Here is a 22,995-nt window from a genome sequence, read left to right as displayed (position 1 = left end):
CGGAACGGCAATTGCTCCGCCGGCCCCTACCGGGAGCCAGGCAGCCGGCTAGCTCCTGAGCGCGTCCAGCGCCGCGTCGAAATCCGATTCGCTCTCCAGCCGCCGCATCGGCGGCAGGGCCGCCAGCAGCCGGCGGCCGTAGCCCATGGCCACCAGCCGCGTATCGCAGATCGCCAGCACGCCGCTGTCGGTCTCCCGGCGAATCAACCGGCCCGCCCCCTGCTTGAGCGCCACCGCCGCTTCCGGCAGCGAATAGTCGGCGAATGAACTCCGGCCCTGCGACTCCAGGCGCTGCGAGCGCGCCTCCACCAGTGGATCGTTGGGCGGCGGAAACGGCAGCTTGTCGATCACCACCAGCTGCAGCACATCGCCCGGTGCGTCGAAGCCTTCCCAGAACGAGGCCGACGCCACGAGCACGCAGCCGGCCCTGCCGGCGCTCGCGCCTTCGCGGAATCGATCCATCAACACGCGCTTGGGCAGTTCGCCCTGCACGAGCACCTCGGGCCGCAACTGCGTGTCGAGCAGCTCGAACTGCTGCCTCATCTCGTCGCCGATGGTCCGCAGCGCGCGCAGCGTGGTCGTCAGCACGAGCGTACGGCCGCCGAGCTCGGCCGCGCCGCGTGCCGCCAGCTGCGCGACGCGCTGGCTGTGCGACGGATCGTTGGGCTTGGGAAACGCGCGCGGCACGTAGAGTGCGGCCTGCGAGGCGTAGTCGAACGGGCTCTGCACCCGCAGCACCTCGGCATCCTGCAGGCCGCAGGGTTCGGTGAACCAGCGCAGCGTGGGTTCGTCACCCAGCGTGGCGGAGGTGAAGACCCAGGCGCGGCCGCTGTCCAGGCGCTCGACGCTCTCGCGCACGGAGGAGCGCTCCCCATAGGCATCCAGCTCCTCGTCTTCGGCATCGGCCGCTTCCGCGTCGTCGGCTTCGTCGGCGATCTTGAGCACCCGCTTGCGCATCGCGTCGGCGATGTCCAGGGGCGACTCAATGAGCCGCAATTGCGTTCCCACGTCCACCCAGCGCACGGAGTCGACCTCGCACGGCAAGGCGAAGCGCGCAGTGCGCCTGGCGAGCTGGCGTGCGCGCTCGTGCAGCCGCACGAAGTCGGGCGATATCTCGCTGACGGTGGCGAGCCCTTCCGCGGCCATCTCGAAGGCCTGCAGCAGGTCGTCCAGCGCGCGCTGCCACGCGGTGGGGTCGATACCCTCGGGCGCCGCGCCCAGCCAGCGCAGCTTGGCGCCCGGCCACTGCTTGCCGACCACCAGCCGCAGCTCGCGCGCGGCACGCTCGGCCGCGGAAACCAGCTGCTGCCAGTCGACGAGGCCACGCGCGTGCTGCAAACCCGCGGCCAGCATGTCCCGCGCGAAATCGAGCGCCTGCCCGCTGCCGAGTTGCGCCCCCAGGAATTGCACGCCGGTTTCGTTGAGCTGATGGGCCTCGTCGAACACCACCACGCTCACCGTCGGCAGCAGCTCCGCCATGCCGGTCTCGCGCACCGCGAGATCGGCGAAGAAAAGATGGTGGTTGATGACGACGATGTCCGCCGCCAGCGCCTCGCGCCGCGCCAGGTTGACGTGGCAGGGTTTGAACTGCGGGCATTGGGCGCCCAGGCAGTTCTCGCGCGTGGAAGTGATCAGCGGGATCAGCGGCGAGCGCTCGTCGAGCCCCGGCAGCTCGGCCAGGTCGCCCGTGCGCGTGGCCTTCGACCACTGCTCGATCTTGGCGAGCGTGCGCAGGCTGCCGCGCTCCGGCAAGGAGGCGTCGTGGCGCGCCATGTCGAGCCGGTGCAGGCAGAGATAGCTCGCACGTCCCTTGAGCAGCGCGGTGCGCACGGGCAGGCCGAACGCCTCCACGAGGCGCGGCAGGTCGCGGCCGAACAGCTGGTCCTGCAGCGTCTTGGTGGCCGTCGACAGCAGCACGCGCTCGCCGCTGAGCAGCGCCGGCACCAGATACGAGAAGGTCTTGCCCACGCCCGTGCCCGCCTCGACCACCAGCACCCCGCCCTGGTCGATGGTGCGGGCCACGGCCAGAGCCATTTCGGTCTGGCCGGTGCGTTCGCGGAACTGGTCCGCGGCGCGCGACAGTGCGCCGTCCTGCGCGAAGGCGTCGCGCACCTTGTCTTCGAGCGCCCCCGTCACGCCGGCTCTTTCGGATCGAGAATGTTCTCGAGGCGGGCGATCTGGTCGCGCAGCGCGAGACGGCGTTTTTTGAGGCGGCGCAGCAGGAGTTCGTCCTGGGGCGAACCTTCGGCCAGCCGGTCGATGGTGGCGTCGAGATCGGCATGCTCGATGCGCAGTTCGATCAGCTGGCGGGAAAGCGAGTGAAGATTGGAGTCCAACGGTGGGGGCGCGCGCGTGATTTCAGGGCGCATGTTTACATTCGATAATACGTCCTGGAACAAATCTCCGAGAAGACAGGAACAGGCGCTTCAGGCGCATATTGCCTCATGACCCAAGGCTTTCGACTCGCTGCGGCCACCGGCCTCCACAAGGGGGACCGCCCGTACCAGCAGGACCAGGTTCTGCTGATGAGCCATCCCCGCGTGCCCGGCTGCGTGCTGGGCGTCGTGGCCGACGGCATGGGCGGGCGCAGCGGCGGGCGCAAGGCCTCCGACCAGGTGCTCATGACGGCCCGCCAGCTCTTCAGCCGCTACCAGCCCGCCAAGGACGACCCCGAAGCCCTGCTGAAGCAGATCCTCGAAGACTCGCACACGGTCATCAAGCTCACCGCCGTCTCCAGCGAACAGGAGCCGCACAGCACGATCGCGGCCTTCCTGATGAATCCCAAGGGCGACTGCGCCTGGATCCATGCCGGCGACTCGCGCATCTATCACTTCCACGATGGGGAACTCGTCAAGCGCACGCGCGATCACTCCTACGTGCAGGTGCTGATCGACCGCGGCCAGATCACCGAGGCCGAAGCCAACGTTCATCCGCAGGGCAACATCCTGCTCGGCTGCCTGGGCATGACGACCACGCCGCCGCCCATCGACCCCTACTACATCCCCAAGCTGGCACACGGCGACCTGCTGATGGCCTGCAGCGATGGGCTCTGGCACTACTTCAGCCCTGAAGAGCTGGCGAGCGTGCTGTATGCGCAACCGCCGCGCGATGCAGTGGAGATCCTGGTGGGTGAAGCGCGCCGCCGGGCACGGGGCACCGGCGACAACATCTCGATCGCCGTGCTGAAGCTCGATCCGCTGCCGGCGGCACCCGGCTGAGCCAAGGCGCACAGGCTCAGGGCTTTGCGGGCTCGGCCGGCGGCGGTGGCAGCGGGGCCCCGCGCGGCTTGTCGCGGTTGGCGTTCTGCCGCTCCCGGGCGGCACGGTGTTCGGCCGCGCGCTTCTGCTTTTCCTCGAAACGCTTGACCGCCTCGGGCGCTTCCGCCCTGCGCTGCGCGGCCTTGGCCTGCTCGTCGGCATGCGCCTGCTGCTTGGACTGGAACTGGCGCTCGCGTTCGGCGGCCTCGGCCGCCGTGGCGGCGCGGCTGGCGGCGTGGTCGGCTGCGCGCTGCTCACGGTCCTTCTGGTTCTGGATCGACTGCTGCTGCTTCTCGGGCGTGTCCGCCTGGCGCTGCGTGCCCGCCTTCTGGTCGAGCTTCTGCAGTTCGGCCGCACCGCTGCGCTGGCGCTGGATGTCGTTGATGGCGGTTTCCTGCCGCTTGATGTTCTCGGTGTCCTTGCGATGCCGGCCACGGCTTTCGCGCAGGCAGTCTTCCACCGCGAACTTCTTGTAGCAGGCTGCCCGCTCCTCGACGTAGCGCTTCTCGATGACTTCCCGCTCGGAGGAAAGCCGGCGCTTCTCGGCCTCGAGATCGGCGTTGCCCGCGGCGGCATTGGACTGCGCCCACAGCGGCAGGCTGGCCAACGCCATGAGCAGGGCAAGAGCGGTTTTCTTCATGTGAGTCGGGTGTCGACGATGCGGCGTTCCAGGGAAAGGAACTCGCTCGATTGCATTTCGGTGAGCCGTGAGACCGTGCGCGGGAACTCGTGCGACAGCGGTCCTTCGGTGTACAACGCCTCGGGCGGAACCTCAGCCGACATGATGAGCTTGCATCGCCGGTCGTACAAGACGTCGACCAGCCACGTGAAACGGCGTGCTTCGGAGGCCATGCGCACCGGCATGTGCGGCACGTCGGACAGCAGCACGGTGTGGAACTGGCTCGCGATCTCGAGATAGTCGTTCTGCGAGCGCGGACCGCCGCACAGCGTCTTGAAGTCGAACCAGACCACGCCGCCGGCCTTGCGCAGCGCGCGGATCTCGCGCTGCTCGATGTGCAGGATCGGGTTTTCGTCGGCCGTCTCGGCCAGCTTGTCGAAAGCCTTGCGCATTTCCTTCTCGGCCGCCGCATCGTTGGGCGTGAGGTACATGCGCAGTTGCTCCAGCGTACGGCGCCGGTAGTCGGTGCCGTTGTCCACGCTCAGCACCTCGAGCTTCTCGTTCAGCAGCTCGATGGCGGGCAGGATGCGGTCGCGATGAAGCCCGCCCGGATACAGGTCGTCGGGCTTGAAGTTCGATGTGGTCACGAAGCCCACGCCGTTGTCGAAGAGCGACACCAGCAGCCGATGAAGAATCATCGCGTCGGTGATGTCGGCCACGTGGAACTCGTCGAAGCAGATGAGCTTGTAGCGCTTGGAAATTCGCAGTCCAAGCTCGTCGAGCGGATTGACCGTGCCCTGCAGCTCGCGCAGCTCGCGGTGCACCTCGCGCATGAACTCGTGGAAGTGCAGGCGCGTCTTGCGCCGCAGCGGCACGGCGTTGAAGAACAGGTCCATCAGGAAGCTCTTGCCCCGCCCGACGCCGCCATACATGTAGACGCCGCGCGGGAGCTCCGGCCTGTTGATGAACTTCTTCAGCGCGTTCGAGCGCTGGGCCTTGTACTCGGCCCATTCGGTGGCGCAGCGATCCAGCGCCTCCACGGCGCGCAGTTGCGCGGGATCGCTCTTGAACCCGCGCGCAGCGAGTTCCGCCTCGTAGGCCTGTTTGACGCTGGTCAAAAGATCGGCGAGATCAGAAGTTCAGCGTGCGCTTGTCCACGGCGAGTGCCGCTTCCTTCGTGGCTTCCGACAGCGACGGGTGCGCGTGGCAGATGCGCGCAATGTCCTCGGCGCTGGCCTTGAACTCCATCGCCACCACGGCTTCGGAGATCAGCTCGCTGGCCTGCGGGCCCACGATGTGCACGCCCAGGATCTCGTCGGTCGCGGCGTCGGCCAGGAACTTGACCATGCCGGTCGTGTCGCCCAGCGCACGTGCGCGGCCGTTCGCGAGGAACGGGAAGGTGCCGGCCTTGTAGGCGCGGCCCGAGGCCTTGAGCTGCTGCTCGGTCTGGCCGACCCACGCGATCTCGGGGCTGGTGTAGATCACCCACGGCACGGTGTTGAAGTTGACATGACCGTGCTGGCCAGCGATGCGCTCGGCCACGGCAACGCCCTCTTCCTCGGCCTTGTGCGCCAGCATCGGGCCACGCACGACGTCGCCGATGGCCCACACGTTGGGCAGGCTGGTCTTGCACTCGTCGTCCACGGCGATGGCGCCGCGCTCGTCGAGCTTCAGGCCCACGGCTTCGGCGTTCAGGCCGATGGTGTTGGGCACGCGGCCGATCGACACGATCAGCTTGTCGACTTCCAGCGTCTGGGCTTCGCCCTTGGCATCGGTCCAGGCAACGCTCACACCCTTCTTCGACGACTTGATCTCGCCGACCTTCACGCCGAGCTCGATCTTGAGCTTCTGCTTGTCGAAGGCCTTCTTGGCTTCCTTGGCGATCTGCTCGTCCACCGCGCCGAGGAAGGTCGGCAGTGCTTCGAGCACCGTGACTTCCGCGCCGAGGCGACGCCACACCGAGCCCATTTCCAGGCCGATGACGCCCGAGCCGATCAGGCCCAGCTTCTTCGGCACCGCGCCGATGCGCAGCGCGCCGTCGTTGGAGAGGATGTTTTCCTCGTCGAACGGCGTGCCCGGCAGCGCGCGGGCGTTGGAGCCCGTGGCCACGATGATGTGCTTGCCGACGATCGACTCTTCGGCGGCGCCAGCCACCTTGATCTCGTAGCCGCCTGCGTCCGCCTTCACGAACGAGCCGCGGCCGTGGAAGAAGGCGATCTTGTTCTTCTTGAACAGGTACAGGATGCCGTCGTTGTTCTGCTTCACGACCTGGTCCTTGCGGGCCAGCATCTTGTCGATGTCGAGGCCCAGGCCTTCGACCTTGATGCCGTGGTCGGCGAAGTGGTGGCCGGCCTGCTCGAAGTGCTCCGACGACTGCAGCAGCGCCTTGGAGGGAATGCAGCCGACGTTGGTGCAGGTGCCTCCCGGTGCGGGGCCGCCCTTGCCGTTCTTCCATTCGTCGATGCAGGCCACGTTGAAGCCGAGCTGTGCGGCGCGGATGGCAGCGATGTAGCCGCCAGGGCCGCCGCCGATGACGATCACGTCAAATTGTTTGGACATAGGTTCTTTCGTAATTCGGTGTACCGCCTTCCGCCAGGGCCGCGCGAAGCGCAGGCCATCTCGGAGGCACCCGCGGAACCGGCTTTGCCGGGCCGCCGGGTGCGCCCCCTAGAGGGGGGAGGCGGCTACACGAAGTGAGCAAGCAACGGGGGTGGATCAGATATCAAACAGCAGGCGCGACGGATCTTCCAGCGCTTCCTTCATGGCGACCAGGCCCAGCACGGCTTCGCGGCCGTCGATGATGCGGTGGTCGTAGCTCATCGCCAGGTAGTTCATCGGGCGAATCACGATCTGGCCGTTCTCGACCACGGCGCGGTCCTTCGTGGCGTGCACGCCGAGGATGGCCGACTGGGGCGGGTTGATGATCGGCGTCGAGAGCATCGAGCCGAAGGTGCCGCCGTTGGAGATGGAGAAGGTACCGCCGGTCATCTCTTCGATGCCGAGCTTGCCTTCCTGGGCCTTCTTGCCGTATTCGGCGATCTTCTTCTCGATGTCGGCGAAGCTCATCTGGTCGGCATTGCGCAGGATCGGCACCACCAGGCCGCGCGGCGAACCGACGGCGATGCCGATGTCGAAGTAGCCGTGGTACAGGATGTCGTTGCCGTCCACCGAGGCGTTGAGCACAGGGTACTTCTTGAGAGCGTGCACTGCAGCCTTCACGAAGAAGGACATGAAGCCGAGCTTCACGCCGTGTTCCTTGGTGAAGTTGTCCTGGAAGCGCTTGCGCAGTTCCATGACGGGCGCCATGTTGACTTCGTTGAAGGTGGTCAGGATGGCGTTGGTCGACTGCGACTGCAACAGGCGCTCGGCGATGCGGGCGCGCAGGCGGCTCATCGGCACGCGCTGCTCGGGGCGCTCGCCCAGGTCGGGCGCGCTGGCCGGAGCGGCGACCTGCGGCAGCGCGGGCTTGGCTGCCGGCACGGCGATGGTGGCGGCGGGTGCGGGCTTGGCGCCCGAGGCAACGGCTGCGAGCACGTCACCCTTGGTGACGCGGCCGTCCTTGCCCGAGCCGGCGACGTCGCCGGTCTTCAGGTTGTTGTCGGCCAGCAGCTTGGCGGCGGCGGGCATGGCCACGTCGGCCTTCGAGCCGCCGGTGGCTGCGGCTGCAGCTGCCGGAGCGGCTGCGGGCGCCGGGGCTGCTGCGGCAGCGGGTGCTGCAGCGGGAGCGGCGGCGCCGGCCTTGCCTTCGGTGTCGATCTTGGCGATCAGCTGGTCGGCGACCACGGTGGCGCCGTCGGGCTGGACGATTTCGGCCAGCACGCCGGCCGAGGGAGCGGGCACTTCGAGCACGACCTTGTCGGTCTCGATCTCGATCAGGATTTCATCGACGGCGACGGCTTCGCCGGCCTTCTTCTTCCAGGTGAGCATGGTGGCTTCGGCCACGGATTCGGAAAGCTGGGGGACTTTGACTTCAACGATAGACATTTGGAGTGGGCTCCGATTTGTTCTTCAGGGTGTTCGTGTGAAAGAGGACAGGTTTACTTGGTCAGCACGAAGCCCTTGAGCTTGCCGAATGCGCCATCGACGAGCGCCTTCTGCTGTTCCTGGTGCAGGTGCGAGTAGCCCACCGCCGGCGATGCCGAGGCGGCACGGCCGGAGTAGCCGAGCTTCTGGCCTTCCTGCATGTTTTCGTGGATGTAGTGCTGCACGAAGAACCAGGCGCCCTGGTTCTGCGGCTCGTCCTGGCACCAGACCACGTCTACGAGATTCGGGTACTTCTTGATCTCGGCGGCGAATGCCTTGTGCGGGAACGGATAGAGCTGCTCGACGCGGATGATCGCCACGTCGTCGGCTTCCTTCTCCTCGCGCTTCTTGGCCAGGTCGTAGTAGACCTTGCCCGAGCAGGCGATCAGGCGCTTGACCTTCTCGGCCTTCAGGTCGCGACTGTCGGGGATCACGGTCTGGAAACCGCCCTTGACGAACTCGGACAGCGGCGAGGTCGCGTCCTTGTTACGCAGCAGCGACTTCGGCGTCATGATGATCAGCGGCTTGCGCAGGTTGCGCACCATCTGGCGGCGCAGCACGTGGAAGATCTGGCTGGCCGTGGTGGGCTGCACGATCTGCATGTTGGCGTCGGCGGCCAGTTGCATGAAGCGCTCCAGGCGGGCCGAGCTGTGCTCGGGGCCCTGGCCTTCGTAGCCGTGCGGCAGCATCATGGTGATGCCGTTGACACGGCCCCACTTCACTTCGCCCGAGGCGATGAACTGGTCGATCACCACTTGCGCGCCGTTGACGAAGTCGCCGAACTGCGCTTCCCAGATCACCAGGGTGTTCGGGTCGTTCGAGGCGTAGCCGTATTCGAAGGCCAGCACCGCTTCTTCCGAGAGGATGGAGTCGATGACGACGAACGGAGCCTGGTTGTCGGCCACGTTCTGCAGCGGCACGTAGGTGCCTTCGTCGAACTTCTCGCGGTTCTGGTCGTGCAGCACCGCGTGGCGGTGCGTGAAGGTGCCGCGGCCGGAGTCTTCACCCGACAGGCGCACCGGGTAGCCGCTGGCCACCAGGGAGGCGAAGGCCATGTGCTCGCCCATGCCCCAGTCGACGTTCACGTCGCCGCGGCCCATGGCAGCGCGGTCGTCCAGCACCTTCTTCACCAGCGGGTGCACGGTGAAGCCTTGCGGCACGGTGGTGATCTTCTCGGCCAGGCGCTTCCACTCGGTGGTGGGGATGGCGGTGTCGCCGGCGTCGGTCCACTTCTTGTTGAGGAAGGGGCTCCAGTCGACCGCGTACTTGCTCTTGAAGTTGGTCAGCACCGGGTCGATGGTGTGCTTGCCCGCGTCCATGGCGGCGCGGTATGCCTTGACCATGTCGTCGCCGAGCGTGTCGCCCATGCCCTGCGCGGCCAGCTTGTCGGCGTACAGGCGGCGGGTGCCGGGGTGCTGGGCAATCTTCTTGTACATCAGCGGCTGGGTGAGCGAGGGGGTGTCCTGCTCGTTGTGGCCCAGCTTGCGGTAGCAGACGATGTCGATGACCACGTCCTTGTTGAATTCCTGGCGGAACTCCAGCGCGAGTTGCATGCACAGCACCACGGCTTCCGGATCGTCGCCGTTCACGTGCAGCACCGGCGCGTCGATCATCTTGACGATGTCCGTGCAGTACAGCGTCGAGCGGCTGTCGCGCGGGTCGCTGGTGGTGAAGCCGATCTGGTTGTTGATGACGATGTGGACCGTGCCGCCGGTGTAGTAGCCGCGGGTCTCTGCCAGCGCCAGCGTTTCCATGACCACGCCCTGGCCGGCGAAGGCGGCGTCGCCGTGCACGAGCACCGGCAGCACCGAGTCGCCTTCCTTGTCGCCGCGGCGGTCCATGCGCGCACGCACCGAGCCTTCGACGACCGGATTGACGATTTCGAGGTGGGAGGGGTTGAACGCCAGCGACAGGTGCACCGGGCCGCCAGGGGTGCTGACGTCGGAGCTGAAGCCCTGGTGGTACTTCACGTCGCCGCTGGGCAGCTCTTCGGGGGCGGTGTGGTCGAATTCGGCGAACAGGTCGGCGGGCATCTTGCCCAGCGAGTTCACCAGCACGTTCAGGCGGCCGCGGTGGGCCATGCCGATCACGATTTCCTGCACGCCCTTCTCGCCGGCGCGGTTGATGAGCTCGTCCATCGCGACGATGAAGCTCTCGCCGCCTTCGAGCGAGAAGCGCTTCTGGCCGACGTACTTGGTGTGGAGGAAGCGTTCCAGGCCTTCGGCCGCGGTCAGGCGGTCGAGAACGCGCTTCTTCTGCTCGGCATTGAGCTTGGGATTGGTGCGGGCGCTCTCGAGCTTCTGCTGCCACCAGCGCTTGTGGTTCTGGTCGGTGGTGTACATGTACTCGGCGCCGATGGTGCCGCAGTACGTTTCGCGCAGCGCGTTCAGCAGGTCGCGCAAGGACATGGTGTCCTTGCCGAAGAACGTGTTGCTGGTGTTGAACACCGTCTCGAGGTCGGCATCGGCGAAGCCGTAGAACGAGGGCTCGAGTTCAGGAATGGAGGGGCGCTCGGTGCGCTTGAGCGGATCGAGGTCGGCCCAGCGGGCGCCGACGTTGCGATAGGCGGCGATCAGCTGCTGGACGGCCGTGCGCTTGCGGCCGAGTTCGGAGTCGGCGCCGCTGGCCTGCACGACCTTGGTCGTGCCCTGCTTCGCCAGTTCGGCAAAAGCGTTGATGACCGGCTGGTGGGGGACGTCGCGGGTGTTCGAGCCGTCGGCGGCCGGCACGTTCTGCAGCGCGTCGAAGTACGAGCGCCAGTTGTCGGGAACGCTGCCGGGGTTGGAGAGGTAGTTCTCGTACATCTCCTCGACATAGGGGGCGTTGCCGCCGAAGAGGTACGTGTTGCCTTGATAGGCGGTGTACGCCGAGGGCGTAGAGGAATCGCTCATGATCCGCTGACCTTCGCTTCCCTGAGGGAAGCACTAGCTGGTTTAAGAAACCTTCCGCGACACGGCTGAACCGATTGGCGGATGCGACTGTGGCTGGGGAAGGGCCTGAGTACCTTGGCATTGTGCCACGTCAACCATATGACGGTCCAACCCGGCTTCGCAAGCCCTCCTGTTGCTCATTCCCCGCTCATTCGGGCGAAGAGAGTAACTGTTTGATCTGCTGCAGGGTGGCGGGGTCGTCGATGGTGGTCAGGTCGCCCGGGTCGCGCTGCTCGCAGACGGCCTGGATGGCCCGGCGCAGCAGCTTGCCGCTGCGGGTCTTCGGCAGGCCGGAGACGAAGCGCACCCGGGCCGGCCGGGCCAGCGCGCCGAGCTGGTCGGCCACCAGCTTCATGATCTCGCCTTCGAGCTTGAGCGCCGCATCGGCGTCGGTCACGGCCTTGCCGTCCTTGGGCACCACGAAGGCCATCGCCACCTGCCCCTTCAGCGCATCGGCCACGCCGACCACCGCCACCTCGGCCACGTTGGAATGGCCCGAGATGCTCTCCTCGATCTCGCGCGTACCCAGGCGGTGGCCCGCGACGTTGATCACGTCGTCGGTGCGCCCGAGGATGTAGAAATAGCCGTCCTCGTCGCGAATGCCCCAGTCGAAGGTCGAATAGACCATCTTGCCCGGCACGCTCTTCCAGTAGGTGTTGACGAAGCGCGCGTCGTCCTTCCACACGGTCTGCATGAAGCCAGGCGGCGTCGGCCCCTCGACCACGACCACGCCCTTCTCGTTCGCGCCGGTCAGTTCCTCGCCGGTGGACTCGTGCAGTATCTTGATGCGGTAGCCGTACATCGGCACGCCCGGGCTGCCGAACTTGCTGGGCTTGGGCTCGACGCCGTTGGCGATGGTGATCATCGGCCAGCCCGATTCGGTCTGCCAGTAGTTGTCGATGATCGGCACGCCCAGGCCCTCGCTGATCCAGCGCGCGGTCGGTTCGTCCAGCGGCTCGCCGGCCAGGAACAGCGCGCGCAGGGTCGAGAGGTCGTATTTCTTCAGCAGCGCCGGGTCCTGCTTCTTGAGCACGCGCACCGCGGTGGGCGCGCTGAACATCACCGTCACCTTGTATTTCTCGACGAGGCGCCACCAGATGCCGCCGTCGGGTTGCCGGTCGATGCCCTGCGTGGGCAGGCCCTCGTACATGATCGTCGCCATGCCTGCGATCAGCGGGCCGTAGACGATGTAGCTGTGGCCCACCACCCAGCCGATGTCGCTGGTGGAGAAGTAGGTTTCGCCGGGCCGGCCGTCGAAGATGTGCTTCATGCTCGCGGCGAGCGCCACCGCGTAGCCGCCCACGTCGCGCTGCACGCCCTTGGGCTTGCCGGTGGTGCCGCTCGTGTAGATGGTGTAGCTGATGTCGGTGGACGCCAGCCAGGCGCAGGGCACCTTGGCGTCGAGGTGCTTGCGGCGCAGTTCGGCGGCCAGATGATCGCGCCCGGCAGTCAGCTCCATCGGCGCGAGGCCGCGGTCGGTCAGCAGCACGGCCGAAGGCTTGTGCTTCGACAGCCGGATCGCCTCGTCGAGCAGCGGCTTGTACGCGATGACCTTGCTGCCGCGCGAGCCCGCGTCGGCGCTCACGATCACCTTGGGCTCGGCGTCCTCGATGCGCGTGGCGAGCGAGCCGCTGGCGAAGCCGCCGAACACCACGCAGTGAATGGCGCCGATGCGCGCGCAGGCCAGCATCGCGAAGGCGGCCTCCGGGATCATCGGCATGTAGATGAGCACGCGGTCGCCCTTGCCCACTCCCAGTTCGAGGAGGCTGGCGGCGGTGCGCTGCACCTCGGCGTGCAGTTCGGCGAAGCTGTAGCTCTTCTCCACACCCGTTTCGGTGGAAACGAAGATCAGCGCCGGCTGGTCTCCCCGCTGCGCCAGGTGGCGGTCGACGGCGTTGTGGCAGAGGTTGGTGGTGCCGCCCACGAACCAGCGCGCGAAAGGCGGCTGGCTGGCGTCGAGTATCTGTTGCGCGGGCGTCTGCCAGTCGATCAGCTTCGCCTGCTCGGCCCAGAAGGCCTCGGGCGCGTCCACGGATTGGCGATGGAACTCTTCATAGCGGCTCATCTCGGTTTGTCTCCTGTTATTCGTTCCGTTCTGGCCGGCGCCAAAACTGAATTCATAATTATGGAGACCGATCTTGCAGCAAGCTGACAGCCGGAGCAATCCGGCTTTACTCCGCCGCCCGGCTCAGCGGACGAGCGAGAGCACTTCAGGAAACGCGGGATGCTCCGCCGTGCGCAGCCATTCGAAGCCGACCATCTCCGTCGTCACCAGCTCGGCGCCCGCGCCGGCCAGGCGGTCGAAGGCGGCATCGCGGTTGCGCTCGGTGCGCGAGCTGCAGGCGTCGGTCACGACCCAGACCTCGAACTCGTCTTCCAGCAGGTCGAGCGCCGTCTGCAGCAGGCAGACATGGGCTTCGCAACCGGCAATGACGATGCTGTTGCGCTCCTCGGCGGCCTGCTGCGGCTTCTGCAGGTGCTTGGGCAGGCTGCGCGCATTGCCCTGCGGCGCCTTGGCCGGCACGCGCAGCCATTCGCCCAGGCCCTCTTCCACGCCGCTGAAGTGCATCTTCGACAGGGTGCGCTGGAAATGCGCGCGGATGTCGGGCAGGTTCTGGCCAAGCTTGGAGGGGTTGTGCTCGGTGCCGAACACCGGCACCTGGAACAGCTTGGCCATCTTGCCGAGCCGCACGGCGTTCTGCGCGACCGCTTCTCCCTCGAAGATCGCCGGCATCAGGCGCTCCTGGTAGTCGACCAGGACGAGTTGGGATTGCGAGGCATCGAGCAGCATGAAAAGGTTCTTTCTCTCAGGAATCTGTTGAATCGGGCTGAACCGTACCACCGAAAAGACCCGGCTGACGCGAGCCGCCGGCAACGCGCTGCACGAGCTGGGCCACGTAGGCCTTGAACAGCGCGTCGGCCGACTGCCTGAACATGCGGATGCGCCCCGTGTGCTGCATCAGCAGCAGGCCGACGCCGTGCGCGAAGAGCGCCGTGTTCTCGCGCAGGGCGGTGTCCGCGTCGAGCCCCAGTTCCTGCAGCGCCTCTTCGCAGGGTCGCAGGGCCTGGTAGAGATGGTCGTTCAGCTCGTGGTCGAGTTCGCTGGTCAGGCCGCGCGGGCGCATGCCCTGCACAAGATAGAAGCCCAGGTCCAGGTCGCGCGGGTTCGCCGCGTAGAAGTCGAACCACGCCTGGGCTCTCGCCGCGAGCGCCTGGCCGGGGCCGTCCTGCGACACCGGGGCGTCGGCTACGGCGGTTTGCAGCCGCTGGATCGACTCGTCGAGCAAGGCCGCGTAGATCGCCTCCTTGCTCTCGAAGTACGAATAGATGGCACCCGGCGTGTAGCCGGCCCTCCTGGCGATTTCGCGCACGCTCGCGCCCTCGATGCCGGCTTCCAGAAAGACCGCACGGGCGGCATCGAGCACGAGCATACGGCGGGCATCGCTGAGCGCCTGGCGGCGTTGGATCTTGGCTTCCATTGGCCGAAATATAGCCTTCGATTGATCGAGCATCCGATTTTCTGACCGTTGATCGAAAAATTGAACAGTGTTTAAATCACGGCAAACAGCCAGGAGACAGACACGATGAACGCCCCGCTTTCCAGCGCCTCCCTCATGTCCGGCGCCGACTACCGCGAATCGCTGCGCCGCTACAAGCCCACGGTTTTCGTCGACGGCCGACGCGTCGACAGCGTGGCCGACGAAGCGGCCTTCCAGCCCGGCATCAATGCCATCGCCCTCACCTACGACTACGCCCTGAAGAAGGAATACGAGCCGCTGATGACTGCGGTTCAGCACACCAGCGGCAAGCGGGTCAACCGCCTCTCACACATCAACACGAGCGCCGGCGACCTGCTCAACAAGCTCGAGGCCGTGCGCCTGGTCTGCCAGGAAACGGGCTGCGCCCAGCGCTACCTGACGCACGACGCGCTCAACGCCATCGCCCAGGTGTCGGCCCGCATCGACGACGCCCGCGGCAGCACCGAACACACGACCCGCTTCCACGAATACCTGCACCGCGTGCAGGACCAGGAACTGACGCTCGGCGTCGCCATGACAGACGCCAAGGGCGACCGCAGCCGCCGCCCGCACGAGCAGGCCAACGCCGACAGCTACCTGCACGTGGTCGAGCGCAACGCGCGCGGCATCGTCATCTCGGGCACCAAGGCGATCGTGACCGGCGCGCCCTACGTGCACGAGCTGCTCGTCATGCCCTGCCGCAACATGGGAAAAGAAGACGCCGACTTCGCGGTCTGCTGCGCCGTGCCGCTCGATGCGCCCGGCCTCACCATCGTCGCGCGGCCGGCGGGCCGGCCCGGCGAGAAGCTTGAGCATGGCGAGGCCCTCTTCAGCCGCAAGTACGGGCAGAGCACCGGCGTGTGCATGTTCGACAAGGTCTTCGTGCCCTGGGAACGCGTGTTCTATGCTGGCGAGTGGGAGCACTCCGGCCACCTGACCTACAGCTACGCCACGCACCACCGCCACAGCTGCATCGGCGCGCGCGCCGGCTTCGGCGACCTGCTGATCGGCGCGGGCGCGCTGATGTGCGAGGCCAACGGCTTCGACCCGGGCAAGGAAAGCCACCTGCGCGAGCAGATGGTCGAGCTCATCACCATCACCGAGAGCTTCTTCGCCTGCGGCGTGGCGGCCAGCGTCTACGGCAAGGCCGACGAGCACTGCGAGGTGTTCATGCCCGATCCGGTGTTCAGCAACATCGGCAAGCTGCTGCTGGCCACGAAGATCTACGACATGCACCGCATCGCGCACTACGTGAGCGGCGGCCTGATCGTCACCCTGCCCGGCCCCGACGAAGACCACAACCCGGAGACCGCAGCCCGCCTGTCCGACGTGCTGCGTGCCAACCCGGCCATTCCCTACGAGCAGCGCATCGAGACGGCCCGCTTCATCGAGGACCTGACCGCCGGCTACCAGGGCGGCTGGTACAGCGTGATCAGCCTGCACGGCGGCGGCTCGCCCGCGGCGATGAAGCAGGAGATCTGGCGTAACTATCCCGTGGGCTCCAAGGTCGAGCTGGTCGAACGCATCCTCGAACGCGGCATCGCGGCCGACGGCTCGCCGGCTGCCACGCCTCACGATCCGGCGCGCGCCATCACCCGCAACCGCCAGCCGGGCAGGTGCTGCGACACGGGATGCACCACGCCGGGCCAGCCGGTGATGGTCGACCTGCCGGCCTCGCGGCGCGCCTAGACTCCGGCGGATGAAGTTCTTCTCGAAACGGTTGGGCCTCGCGGCGGCGGGGCTGGGCGTCGCGCTGCTCGTCATGGCCTGCGGCGGCGTGCGCAAGGCCACGGTGCCGATGGCGACCTCCCTCGAGAAAAGCAGCTGCCCGCGCGACAACATCGACACGCTGCTGGTGATGCTGCCTGGCGCGTATTCGGCGCCCGACGAATTCGAGCGCGAAGGCTTCGTTCGCGCAGTCCGCGAGAACCGCATCGCGGCCGACGTGATGCTGGTCGACTCCCACCTCGGCTACTTCAACGACAAGACCATCCTCGATCGCCTGAGCGCCGACGTGATGGTGCCGGCACGCGGCCAGGGCTACCGCCAGATCTGGTTCGTGGGCATCTCGCTCGGTGGCTTCGGCGGAATGCTCTACGCGCAGACGCATCCTGGCGACCTCGCAGGCTTGGTGACGATCGCGCCCTATCTGGGCGAACGCACGCTCTCCACTGACATCGCCAATGCCGGCGGCCTTGCCAAGTGGAAGGGGCCGCTGGTCGATCCAGCCGCTGCACCTCCACGAACGCCGGACGAGACCCAGCTCTGGCAATGGCTGCGCGGCTACGCCGGCTTCACGAACACCGCGGGTGCCCGGCCCCCGCTCTATCTGGGTTACGGACTGGACGACCGCTTCGCATTCAGCCACCGCCTGCTGGCCGGCGTGCTGCCGCCCGAGCGTGTCTTCACGACCGAAGGCGGCCACGACTGGCCCGAATGGAACCGGCTCTGGCGCCGGATGCTTCCGACCCTGCCGCTGCCGGGCTGCCCCGGCTGAACATCTATCGAGCTGAAGCCGGCTCAGTTCGGCCGCAGGCGCAGCAGTTTGCCGTCGGCTTCGTCGGTCAGCACGTAGAGCAAGCCGTCCGGGCCCTGCTTCACGTCGCGGATGCGCGCGCGCCCCTCGGCCAGCAGCTTGTGTTCGGCGACCACCTTGCCGGCCTTCAGCTCGATGCGATCGAGGTAGCCGAACTTAAGCGAACCGACGAAGAGGTTGCCCTTCCAGGCGGCGCCATAGCGATCGCTGGTCAGGAACGCCATGCCGGACGGCGCTATCGACGGCACCCAGTAGTGCAGCGGCTGCTCCATACCTTCCTTGGCCGTGATGCCGTCGCCGATCTTGCCGCCGCCGTAGTTCTCGCCGTAGGTGATCACCGGCCAGCCGTAGTTGCGGCCGGCCTGCGGAATGTTGATTTCGTCGCCGCCTTGCGGGCCGTGCTCGGTCATCCAGAGACGGCCGTCGGGCGCGAGCGTGGCGCCCTGCCCATTGCGGTGTCCGTAGCTCCATATCTCGGGGAGCGCGCCCGCTTTGCCGACGAAGGGGTTGGCCTTGGGCACCGAGCCGTCCTTGCCGATGCGCACGATCTTGCCGAGATGGTTGTCGAGCTTCTGCGCGTCTTCCTTGCGGCTGAAGCGGTCGCCGAGCGTGAGAAAGAGCGTGCCGTCGCGCGCCTCGACGATGCGGCAGCCGAAGTGGGCGCGGCTCGCCACCTTGGGCTGCTGGCTGAAGATGATCTTCAGCTCCTCGAGCTTCGTGCCGTCGGTCGACAGATTGGCGCGGGCCAGCGCGGTGCTGTTGGCCGAGCCGCCGGCGTCGGGCTCGGAGAAGCAGAAATACAGCGTGCGGTTCTTTTCGAAGCCGGAGTCGGCGAGCACGTCGAGCAGGCCGCCCTGCCCGCCCGCCGCAATGGGAGGCAGGCCTGCGATGGGAGCGCCGATCCTTCCGTCGGCACCAATCAGCCGCATGCGGCCGGGCCGCTCCGTCACCACGAAACGGCCGCCCGGAAGGAAGGCAACACCCCACGGGTTCTCGAGCCCCGTCGCCACGGTTTCAGACCGAGTCTGCGCGGCGGTGAGGCCGCAGAACCCGATTACCGTGACAAATGTCCAGCATCGAAGTGATGTCCAAAGAGGCAAGCGCGGCAAGTTCATGGCTTTTCCGTGAAGTTGGGGCGATCTTGGCGAGAAATAGCGACCGAATCCAGCATGAGCATCGATCCACCCGAGGTCTGAAGGCCTTTCGGCCGTCAACCGTTTATGGACCATAAACGTTCGCCGTTACATTTTTTCTTTGGCCGGATCGAAATTTTTCATGTAAATCAATGACTTACAGAGGGATCCGCTAATTCTGTTTAAATTGACATAACCGCGCGTCATCAATATCCTACGCGCCATGCGTTTTTTCGTCCTACCCGCATCCCTCCTCTTTGCCGTTGCAGTCCATGCAGCCCCCCAACAGGAAAAAACCGATGACGAGCTGGCACGAATGCTTGCCGACAAAGGCCTGATCGGGCAACTCAAGCAGGTTCGCCAAACCGTCACCGAACGCACTTCCGACCTGGTCGTCACCGCCATCGGATTCCTCGGCGTTCCCTACCGCCGCGGCGGCAACACCGCCGAATCCGGTTTCGACTGCAGCGGCTTCGTCCGCGCCATGTACAACCAGACGGTCGGCCACATGCTCCCCCGCCGCGCCGAAGAGCAGGCCGCCGCCACCGAGAAGATCGACCGCGACCAGCTCAAGCCCGGCGACCTCGTGTTCTTCAACACCATGCGCCGCGCCTTCAGCCATGTCGGCATCTATGTCGGCGAAGGCAAGTTCATCCACTCTCCCCGCTCCGGCGCGCAAGTCCGCGTGGAAGACATGAACGGCAGCTACTGGCAGCGCCGCTTCGACGGTGCCCGTCGCGTGGTCGGCGGTCAGGCGGACGAAGTGAAGGCCGCAGCGGTCGCGAATACCGGCAACTGAGCCCCCTTCCCGTCAAGGACGAAAAGAATCCCGCCTCGGCGGGATTTTTTATGGGCGCCCGACAGGCAGGCGCCCTTCGGCTCTTCTTCAGCCCTTCTTCTGCGGCGGCAGGTCCGTGCAGGTGCCGTGCGCCACTTCCGCCGCCATGCCGATGCTTTCGCCCAGCGTCGGGTGCGGGTGAATGGTCTTGCCGATGTCGATCTCGTCGGCGCCCATCTCGATGGCCAGCGCGATCTCGCCCAGCATGTCGCCGGCATGCGTGCCGACGATGCCGCCGCCCAGGATGCGATGCGTCTCGGCGTCGAACAGCAGCTTGGTGAAGCCCTCGTCGCGGCCGTTGGCAATCGCCCGGCCCGAGGCCGTCCAAGGGAAGTGCCCCTTCTTGACCTTGATGCCTTCGGCCTTCGCCTGGTCTTCCGTCAGGCCGACCCACGCCACTTCGGGGTCGGTGTAGGCCACGCTCGGGATCACGCGGGCGTTGAAGGCCGCGCTCGACAGCTCCTTGTCGCCCTTCAGCTCGCCGGCGATGACTTCTGCCGCCACGTGCGCCTCGTGCACCGCCTTGTGCGCCAGCATGGGCTGACCCACGATGTCGCCGATGGCGAAGATGTGCGGCACGTTGGTGCGCATCTGGATGTCGACCGGAATGAAGCCGCGGTCGCTCACCGTGACGCCGGCCTTCTCGGCGCTGATCTTCTTGCCGTTGGGGCTGCGGCCCACGGCCTGCAGCACCAGGTCGTACACCTGCGGCTCCTTCGGCGCGTTCTCGCCCTCGAAAGTGACCTTGATGCCTTCCTTCGTGGCCTCGGCACCGACCGTCTTGGTCTTGAGCATGATGTTGTCGAAGCGCGGCGCGTTCATCTTCTGCCAGACCTTCACCAGGTCGCGGTCCGCGCCCTGCATCAGGCCGTCCAGCATCTCGACCACGTCCAGGCGCGCACCCAGCGTGGAATACACCGTGCCCATTTCGAGGCCGATGATGCCGCCGCCCAGGATCAGCATGCGCTTGGGATCGGTGCCCATCTCCAGCGCGCCGGTCGAGTCGACCACGCGCGGGTCCTTCGGCATGAAGGGCAGGCTCACGGCCTGCGAACCGGCCGCGATGATCGCGCTGCGGAACTTGACGGTCTGCTTGCTGCCGGTGGTGTCCCAGCTGGTGCCGGAGGTTTCCTCGACCTCGATGTGGTACGGGTCGATGAAGTTGCCGACGCCGCGCAGCACCGCCACCTTGCGCATCTTTGCCATGGCCGTGAGGCCGCCGGTGAGCTTGCCCACCACCTTGTTCTTGTGGCCGAGCAGCTTGGCGCGGTCGACCGTCGGGGCGGCAAAGCTCACGCCGAGGTCGGCGAAGTGCTTGACCTCGTCCATGACCGAAGCCACGTGCAGCAGCGCCTTCGAGGGGATGCAGCCGACGTTCAGGCACACGCCGCCGAGGGTGGCGTAGCGCTCGATCAGCACGACCTTCAGGCCCAGGTCGGCGGCGCGGAAGGCGGCCGAGTAGCCGCCGGGGCCGGCGCCGAGCACGATCACGTCGCACTCGACGTCGACCTTGCCGCCGTAGCTGGACACGGCCACGGCCGCAGCAGCGGGGGCTGGCGCGGGCGCGGGAGCAGCAGCCTTCGCGGGGGCGGCGGCCGGGGCAGGCGCTGCCGCTGCGGGCGCTGGTGCCGCGGCACCGTCGACTTCCAGCGTCAGCACCACCGAGCCTTCGCTGACCTTGTCGCCCACCTTCACGGCCAGCGCCTTCACCACGCCGGCGGCGGACGACGGGATCTCCATCGAGGCCTTGTCCGATTCGACCGTGATCAGCGACTGCTCGGCCTTGACCGTGTCTCCGACGTTGACCAGCACCTCGATGACCGCGACTTCGTCGAAGTCGCCGATGTCGGGCACCTTGATTTGTTGTTCGCTCATTTGGACACTTTCAGTTTGAGTGTGAGAACGTCGACCGGTGGGGCCGAATTGCGATCGAATTCGCAGGCGGCGGCGATGCCCGCCTCCGCCACGTCGCGCGACGTGCGCGACTTGATGTCATAGGCCGCGTGCATGGCGCCGAGGGCAAAGCTGCGTCCCGAGCCGATGGCCCAGAACTCCTTGAACTCGAACACCTCGCGGTAGCTGTAGATGCCGTAGATGCCGCTCTGGTTGGCCATCAGCATCGTGAACTGGCTCGACTCGTAGGGCTCGTGCTCGTCTTCCTTGGTCTGCATGAAGAACGAGTCCTTCAGCACCGGATGCAGCATCGTGAAGGTGCGGAAGATCTCGTGCTTGCTGCCGAACAGCAGCTGCTCGCGCGGCTGCGCGGCCAGCGCGTGCTGCAGCACCAGGAAGTGCGCGGCGGCGCCGGCCAGGGCGAACAGGCTCTGCCCCGCCGCGTCCTCGACGGTGAAGATCTTCTGGTTCGTCTCGGCGCGGTGCGAAAGCCGCGTGTCGCCGAAGGTCACCAGAGAATCCGCTGCCATCGTGACCTGGCCGCCCTTGCGGACGGCCACTACCGTGGTCATAGCAGGATGCGGCGATAGTCCGCGAGCACCTGGCCCAGGTAGGCGTTGAAACGCGCAGCCAGGGCGCCGTCGATCACGCGGTGGTCGTACGACAGCGACAGCGGCAGCGTGAGGCGCGGCACGAACTGCTTGCCGTCCCACACCGGCTTCATCTGGCCCTTGGAGAGGCCGAGGATGGCCACTTCGGGCGCGTTGATGATCGGCGTGAAGTGCGTGCCGCCGATGCCGCCGAGCGAGCTGATCGAGAAGCAGCCGCCCTGCATGTCGGCCGAGCCGAGCTTGCCGTCGCGCGCCTTCTTGGCGAGCTCGCCCATCTCGGCGCTGATCTGCAGGATGCCCTTCTTGTCGGCGTCCTTCAGCACCGGCACCACGAGGCCGTTGGGCGTGTCCGCCGCGAAACCGATGTTGTAGTACTGCTTGTAGACGAGCTGGTCGCCGTCCAGGCTGGTGTTGAACTCGGGGAATTTCTTCAGCGCCGCGACCACCGCCTTGATGACGAAAGCCAGCATCGTCACCTTGACGCCCGACTTCTCGTTCTCCTTGTTGGTGGAGACGCGGAAGGCCTCGAGCTCGGTGATGTCGGCTTCGTCGTTGTTGGTGACGTGCGGGATCATCACCCAGTTGCGGTGCAGGTTCGCGCCGCTGAGCTTCTTGATGCGCGACAGGTCCTTGCGCTCGACCGTGCCGAACTTGGTGAAGTCGACCTTGGGCCAGGGAATGAGGCCCAGCGCCGCGCCGTCGGCACCGCCGCCACCGGCCGGCGCCTTGGCCGCCGAGGCCTTGGTGCTGGCCTGGCCGCTCATCACGGCCTTGGTGAAGTTCTGGATGTCTTCCTGCGTGATGCGGCCCTTGGGACCGGAGCCCTTGACCTCTTCGAGCGGCACGCCAAGCTCGCGGGCGAACTTGCGCACCGAGGGCGAGGCGTGCGGCAGGCTGCCGCTGGGGGCGACCGTCGGGTTGTGGGCCGGTGCCTCCGCCGCAGGTGCGGGTGCAGATGCGGCCGGGGCAGGAGCGCTGGCCGTGGCGGTCGCCGGAGCAGCGGCGGCTGCAGCCGGCGCCGGTGCCGGGGCAGCGGAACCGGCTGCGCCCTCGAGCACGGCGATCAGGTCACCGATGTTGACCGTGTCGCCCACCTTGACCTTCAGCTCCTTGAGCACGCCGGCGGCCGACGACGGAATCTCCATCGAGGCCTTGTCCGATTCGACCGTGATCAGCGACTGCTCGGCCTTGATCGCGTCGCCCGGCTTCACCAGCACTTCGATAACTGCGACGTCCTTGAAGTCGCCGATGTCGGGCACCTTGACCTCGACCGGGCCCGAAGCCGCCGGCGCGGCTGCGGGGGCCGGTGCGGGCGCCGCCGCGGCCGGCGCAGGCGCGGCGGCAGCGGGAGCCGCGGCAGGCGCAGGGGCCGGAGCCGCTGCAGCACCCACTCCCTCGGCCTCGAGCACGAGGACCACCGAGCCCTCCTTCACCTTGCTGCCGACCTCGACCTTCAGTTCCTTGACCACACCGGCGGTCGACGACGGGATTTCCATCGACGCCTTGTCCGATTCGACCGTGATGAGCGACTGCTCGGCCTTCACCGTGTCGCCCACCTTCACGAGCACCTCGATCACCGCGACTTCATCGAAATCGCCGATGTCCGGCACCTTCACTTCCACTGCTGCCATATCGTT

18 protein-coding genes are annotated in these 22,995 nt (G+C 66.7%); 4 read left to right on the top strand and 14 right to left on the bottom strand.

What is annotated here, in order from left to right; translation table 11 throughout:
• Positions 1-48: 48 nt before the first annotated feature.
• Entirely contained in the window at positions 49-2,136 is a 2,088-nt protein-coding gene (locus FHT32_RS26650; RefSeq protein ID WP_176667581.1) for an ATP-dependent DNA helicase, read from the bottom strand.
• Entirely contained in the window at positions 2,133-2,336 is a 204-nt protein-coding gene (locus tag FHT32_RS26645; RefSeq protein WP_093201587.1) for a YdcH family protein, read from the bottom strand. Before FHT32_RS26645 ends, FHT32_RS26650 begins: the two co-directional genes overlap by 4 nt.
• A 108-nt stretch (positions 2,337-2,444) precedes the next feature.
• Between FHT32_RS26645 and FHT32_RS26640 the strand changes: the two genes are divergently transcribed.
• Positions 2,445-3,218 (top strand): PP2C family serine/threonine-protein phosphatase, encoded by a 774-nt coding sequence (locus FHT32_RS26640; protein ID WP_176667580.1) that lies wholly within the window; start codon positions 2,445-2,447, stop codon positions 3,216-3,218.
• Positions 3,219-3,234: 16 nt separating this feature from the next.
• Here FHT32_RS26640 and FHT32_RS26635 read toward each other — a convergent pair whose 3' ends face one another.
• The 8 genes from FHT32_RS26635 to FHT32_RS26600 all read right to left on the bottom strand — a co-directional run bounded on the left by FHT32_RS26635 (position 3,235) and on the right by FHT32_RS26600 (position 14,308).
• Complete coding sequence (locus FHT32_RS26635; protein ID WP_176667579.1) at positions 3,235-3,897, bottom strand: hypothetical protein; 663 nt, start codon at positions 3,895-3,897, stop codon at positions 3,235-3,237.
• A complete protein-coding gene (gene zapE, locus FHT32_RS26630) occupies positions 3,894-4,994 on the bottom strand; it encodes a cell division protein ZapE (protein WP_176667578.1) in 1,101 nt (366 codons plus the stop codon). The genes FHT32_RS26635 and zapE overlap by 4 nt, the downstream gene beginning before the upstream one ends.
• 13 nt (positions 4,995-5,007) lie before the next feature.
• Positions 5,008-6,435, bottom strand: coding sequence for a dihydrolipoyl dehydrogenase (gene lpdA, locus FHT32_RS26625; RefSeq protein ID WP_176667577.1), 1,428 nt, complete (start codon positions 6,433-6,435; stop codon positions 5,008-5,010).
• Positions 6,436-6,591: 156 nt separating this feature from the next.
• On the bottom strand, positions 6,592-7,860 hold the full coding sequence (gene odhB, locus FHT32_RS26620; RefSeq protein ID WP_176667576.1) for a 2-oxoglutarate dehydrogenase complex dihydrolipoyllysine-residue succinyltransferase: 1,269 nt from the start codon (positions 7,858-7,860) through the stop codon (positions 6,592-6,594).
• Between the two features lie 53 nt (positions 7,861-7,913).
• A complete protein-coding gene (locus tag FHT32_RS26615; RefSeq protein ID WP_176667575.1) occupies positions 7,914-10,790 on the bottom strand; it encodes a 2-oxoglutarate dehydrogenase E1 component in 2,877 nt (958 codons plus the stop codon).
• A gap of 187 nt (positions 10,791-10,977) precedes the next feature.
• A complete protein-coding gene (locus FHT32_RS26610; protein WP_256099164.1) occupies positions 10,978-12,993 on the bottom strand; it encodes a propionate--CoA ligase in 2,016 nt (671 codons plus the stop codon).
• Positions 12,994-13,017: 24 nt separating this feature from the next.
• Positions 13,018-13,620, bottom strand: a complete 603-nt coding sequence (locus tag FHT32_RS26605) for an isochorismatase family protein (protein ID WP_176667573.1) — start codon at positions 13,618-13,620, stop codon at positions 13,018-13,020.
• Positions 13,621-13,636: 16 nt separating this feature from the next.
• Positions 13,637-14,308, bottom strand: coding sequence for a TetR/AcrR family transcriptional regulator (locus FHT32_RS26600; protein WP_176667572.1), 672 nt, complete (start codon positions 14,306-14,308; stop codon positions 13,637-13,639).
• Positions 14,309-14,413: 105 nt separating this feature from the next.
• Here FHT32_RS26600 and FHT32_RS26595 point away from each other — a divergent pair, with 105 nt between their 5' ends.
• Together FHT32_RS26595 and FHT32_RS26590 are read left to right on the top strand one after the other, a co-directional pair.
• The gene (locus FHT32_RS26595) at positions 14,414-16,036 is read left to right on the top strand and encodes a 4-hydroxyphenylacetate 3-hydroxylase family protein (RefSeq protein ID WP_176667571.1); all 1,623 of its coding nucleotides are present in this window, start codon (positions 14,414-14,416) and stop codon (positions 16,034-16,036) included.
• Between the two features lie 10 nt (positions 16,037-16,046).
• Entirely contained in the window at positions 16,047-16,844 is a 798-nt protein-coding gene (locus FHT32_RS26590; RefSeq protein ID WP_176667570.1) for an alpha/beta fold hydrolase, read from the top strand.
• A gap of 23 nt (positions 16,845-16,867) precedes the next feature.
• Here FHT32_RS26590 and FHT32_RS26585 read toward each other — a convergent pair whose 3' ends face one another.
• Positions 16,868-17,998 (bottom strand): PQQ-dependent sugar dehydrogenase, encoded by a 1,131-nt coding sequence (locus FHT32_RS26585; protein WP_176667569.1) that lies wholly within the window; start codon positions 17,996-17,998, stop codon positions 16,868-16,870.
• A 241-nt stretch (positions 17,999-18,239) separates the two neighbouring features.
• Between FHT32_RS26585 and FHT32_RS26580 the strand changes: the two genes are divergently transcribed.
• On the top strand, positions 18,240-18,815 hold the full coding sequence (locus tag FHT32_RS26580; protein ID WP_176667568.1) for a C40 family peptidase: 576 nt from the start codon (positions 18,240-18,242) through the stop codon (positions 18,813-18,815).
• 87 nt (positions 18,816-18,902) lie between these two features.
• Here FHT32_RS26580 and lpdA (FHT32_RS26575) read toward each other — a convergent pair whose 3' ends face one another.
• From lpdA (FHT32_RS26575) to aceF, 3 genes are read right to left on the bottom strand one after another with little or no spacing between them, the layout of a single operon-like run.
• Positions 18,903-20,729, bottom strand: a complete 1,827-nt coding sequence (gene lpdA / locus FHT32_RS26575) for a dihydrolipoyl dehydrogenase (RefSeq protein ID WP_176667567.1) — start codon at positions 20,727-20,729, stop codon at positions 18,903-18,905.
• A complete protein-coding gene (locus FHT32_RS26570; protein WP_176667566.1) occupies positions 20,726-21,319 on the bottom strand; it encodes an MFS transporter in 594 nt (197 codons plus the stop codon). Before FHT32_RS26570 ends, lpdA (FHT32_RS26575) begins: the two co-directional genes overlap by 4 nt.
• Positions 21,316-22,989 (bottom strand): dihydrolipoyllysine-residue acetyltransferase, encoded by a 1,674-nt coding sequence (aceF, locus tag FHT32_RS26565; protein WP_176667565.1) that lies wholly within the window; start codon positions 22,987-22,989, stop codon positions 21,316-21,318. The genes FHT32_RS26570 and aceF overlap by 4 nt, the downstream gene beginning before the upstream one ends.
• Positions 22,990-22,995: the final 6 nt, after the last annotated feature.

It is taken from the genome of Variovorax sp. SG517 (assembly GCF_013376045.1).
Classification (GTDB): Bacteria; Pseudomonadota; Gammaproteobacteria; order Burkholderiales; family Burkholderiaceae_C; genus Variovorax.
The sequence above is the reverse complement of the archived record's forward strand: the minus strand, read 5'-3'. Positions and strand labels throughout refer to the sequence as shown.